The following is a 3,498-nucleotide window of genomic DNA, read 5'->3' as shown; positions in this document are numbered from 1 at the left end:
GCCTGTGGATGCAACCATCCCCGATCGCGGGCATGGCCCGCTCCTACAGGGAGGGGGCAGGCGAATTGGTGAGCAATGGGGCCTGCAGGGCCAGCAGTTGTTTTGCCAGCTTGACGATCGGGGCTGGCAGGCCCAGTTGTTGCGCCGCCCGGGGGCGGTTGAGTTGGCGCAGTTTATACCAGCCGCTGCCCGTCTCTGTCACCTGCGCGGGCATTTTCTCCAAGCGGACCCATACCGGGGTGATGTCGAGGTGGAAGTGGGTGAAGGTGTGGCGCAGCGGCGGCAGTGTTTGGGTCTCCGCAGCGCGCCATCCGCGCTCCGCCAGCCATTGCCCCGGCTCCTCCGCCTGCGGCGGGCACCAGAGGCCGCCCCAGATGCCGCTGGGCGGGCGCTGTTCCAGGTAAATCTGTTCCCCGTGTTCGAGCAGCAGCATGGTCGACTCGCGCACCGGCTTTTCTGCGCGGGGCTTTTTGCCCGGGTAGTCCTGGGGATTGCCCTGGGCGTGGGCGGTGCAGGCGCCCGCCAGCGGGCAGTCGCCGCAGCGGGGCTTGCTGCGGGTGCACAGGGTGGCGCCCAGGTCCATCATCGCCTGGGTGTAGTGGTTGCAGCGCTCCTGTGGCGTGTAGCGCTCCGCCAATTGCCACAGCCGGTTGGCCACGGTGCTCTGCCCGGGCCAGCCGTCCACTGCGTGCAGGCGCGCCAGCACCCGTTTGACGTTGCCGTCGAGGATCGGTGCGCGCAGGCCCATGCTGATACTGGCGATGGCCCCGGCGGTGGAGCGGCCGATGCCGGGCAGTTCCGCCAGTGCATCTGTATCCCGGGGAAACTGGCCGCTGTGCTCCTCCATCACCACTTGGGCGCATTTGTGCAGGTTGCGCGCGCGGGCGTAGTAGCCGAGGCCGCTCCAGTGGGCGAGCACCTGGTCCAGTGGCGCCGCGGCGAGGTCCGCCAGGGTGGGGAAGCTGGCTATAAAGCGCTGGAAGTAGGGGATTACCGCGCTTACCTGGGTTTGTTGCAGCATGATTTCCGATACCCAGACCCGGTAGGGGGTGATGTCCTGCTGCCAGGGGAGGTCTTTGCGGCCGTGGTGGTTGAACCAGGTTAGGACGGCTTGTTGGAATTGGTTTGGGGTCATGGGGTTGCTGCTGGTTTGGTGGTGTGGCGGCCTTACGGCCGCTTGCCGAGCTGGAGCTCGGCGCTGATTCGCGCCGTCCATGGCGCTCACTCGCTTCGCGAGCGCCTTCGGCGGCTATCCTGCCGATTTGTCCCAGGGGCGGCTTGGGGCCGCTTGCCGAGCTGGAGCTCGGCGTTCCCAGGGGCGGCTTCTCGGCCGCTTTGCCGAGCTGGAGCTCGGCGTTCCCAGGGGGGGGTTAGCGGTTGAACAGGCCCTTGAGTTTGTCTTTGAGCTCTTCGACTTTTTCCTCGACTTTTTCCTCGACTTTTTCGCCGTACTTTTTCTCGGCTTTGTATCTGAGTTCTTCTCGGAGCAGGTCGTCCAGGCGGCGGCCGTCGGGTTTGCAGCTGCCGGCACCGGCGTCGGCGAAGCTGTCTTTGCAGCGCAGGGGCAGCGGGCGGTTGCGCCAGCGCTCGTTCTGCACGGTGCAGCCGTCGGCGGAGGTTTTGTTGCCCACCAGGGACAGGCCCAGGGCGAAGTCGAATTCCTGCTGTTCCAGGTCCACTTCGCCGTCGCCGGTGAGCGCGATATTTTCCACCCCGGCGAGTATTTCCTGAACCCGGACCTTGTCCCCCTCCACGACGATATTGGCGCGCAGGTCCTGCAGGCGGGTGCGTGCGGGCCACTCCCGCTCCGGCAGCGGGGTCTTTTCCGCGTAGCTCACCAACTGGCACATGCCCTTTTCCAGGTTGAAGGGGGTGATCGCCAGCTGTTCGCTGGAAAGCTGCACCGCGGCGCGAAGCTGTTTCTGCAACTGTTCGGTGTCTTTGCCGGAGGTCTGCGCGGTCCAGTTGATATCGGCCTTGCCGGACAGCTGCACCCGCTCGTTGGGGAACAGGGCCTTCTGCACCTCGAAGATTTCCACTCCGGTGAGGCCGCCGCTCAAATCCGCCTGGGCGGACTGGCCGCGGGCGTTGAATTGGCCGCTGCTGTTCAATTGGCCACCGTAGAGGCCGGCGGAGAGCTTTTGCAGCCGGTAGAGGCCGTTGTCCACGGTGAGCTGCAGTTGCGGCCGGTCCACCTGCAGGTCCACTGCGCTCAGCTGTTCCAGAGACAAATTCAGCTTGGCGGTGAAGCCGCGCATGGCGGTGAGCGGCAGCGGGGTGGGTTCGGTGGTTGCCGCGGGCGCGGCCTGCTCCTCCTCCTCGGCGAGGGATGGCGGCGGCAGGTAGTCGTCCAGCACCAACTTGCCGCCGCGCAGGGTCAGGTCCAGGCCGGGGATATTGTCGTTGCGAAACTGGGCGCTGCCGGCGAAGACGGTGTCGTCCACTTGCAGCTGCAGCGGGGTCAGGTCGAGTTTTTTCTCGGTGCCCTGGATATCGGTTTCCAGGCTGAATCTTTCGAGTACTGCGCCGCTCTGGGTCGCCAGTTCGGTGCCGGTGAGCGCCAGCCAGGGGCGCAGGGGTTCGGCCTCTGCGCTGAGGTTCAGCTGGATCTGCCAGGGCTGGTCGGCGGCGCTGCGCCGCAGGAAGCCGCGCAGGGTCATCTGAGCCGCGGCCTTGCCGCTCTCCGCATCGATGGTCAACGGCTGCAGGCGCAGGCCGTTCAGGCCCTTGTCCAGGGCCAGGGAGCTGTTGAGCTTCAGCTCCACCGGCTGTTCGAGTGTGTTGCCGCCCACTTCCGCGCTCGCCTGTACCTGCCCGGGCTCGCCGCCGGGTACCAGGTTGTCGGCGCTCACGCGCAGTTTTTCCAGGATGTATTCGCTCTCGCTGCGGGCGTCGCGATAGCGGACGCGGCCGTCCTCGATGCGCAGTTTTTCCAGGGCGAAGTGCAGGCCTTCCCTGTCCCTGTCCGCGGGGACGTCCAGTTTTGGTGGCTGCTCCGCCTGTTGTTTCTGTTTGGCCTCTATCGCCTCGGTGATCAGTTCCCAGTTGCCCTGCCCCTTCTCGTCCACGCTCAGGTCGATCTGCGGGGCCATCAGGACCACTTCCCGGGCTTCCACGCGCTTCTTGAACAGCGGCATCAGCGCCACGCCCACGGCGATGCGATCCGCGCGCACCAGCGGCTGTTCCGGCTGGGGCAGGGGTGCCAGTTGTACGCCCTCGAGCTTGAGGGCGATATTGGGCCAGAGCTGCCAGCCGATATCGCCCTCCAGTTTCAGCGCCACGCCCTGTTTGGCGGCCAGTTGTTCCAGTTGAGGCTTGTACTGGTTGACGTCCAGCCCGGCGAGCAGCCAGGTGACGGCGCCGGCGAGAAGCAGGATGAGGACGAGCAGAAAGATCAGACCGCGTGTGATCCAGGCCATTGGAGGGGGGTTCCTTGTCTTTTATGTAGGAGCGGCCCATGGCCGCGATCGATGGCAGTTTAATCCCAGATCGATCGCG

General features: G+C 65.8%; 2 protein-coding genes. Both read right to left on the bottom strand.

Features of this window, described 5'->3' with window-relative positions:
• Positions 1 to 43: 43 nt before the first annotated feature.
• Positions 44 to 1,135, bottom strand: coding sequence for an A/G-specific adenine glycosylase (mutY, locus tag ACRC0P_RS11245; RefSeq protein WP_438630898.1), 1,092 nt, complete (start codon positions 1,133 to 1,135; stop codon positions 44 to 46).
• A gap of 235 nt (positions 1,136 to 1,370) precedes the next feature.
• On the bottom strand, positions 1,371 to 3,419 hold the full coding sequence (locus tag ACRC0P_RS11240; RefSeq protein ID WP_438630896.1) for an AsmA family protein: 2,049 nt from the start codon (positions 3,417 to 3,419) through the stop codon (positions 1,371 to 1,373).
• Between the last annotated feature and the right edge of the window lie 79 nt (positions 3,420 to 3,498).

Origin of the sequence: Microbulbifer sp. (assembly GCF_051659245.1) — a bacterium.
Lineage (GTDB): Bacteria > Pseudomonadota > Gammaproteobacteria > Pseudomonadales > Cellvibrionaceae > Microbulbifer.
Note: the sequence above shows the minus strand (reverse complement) of the source record. Positions and strands in the feature narration are given on the sequence as shown.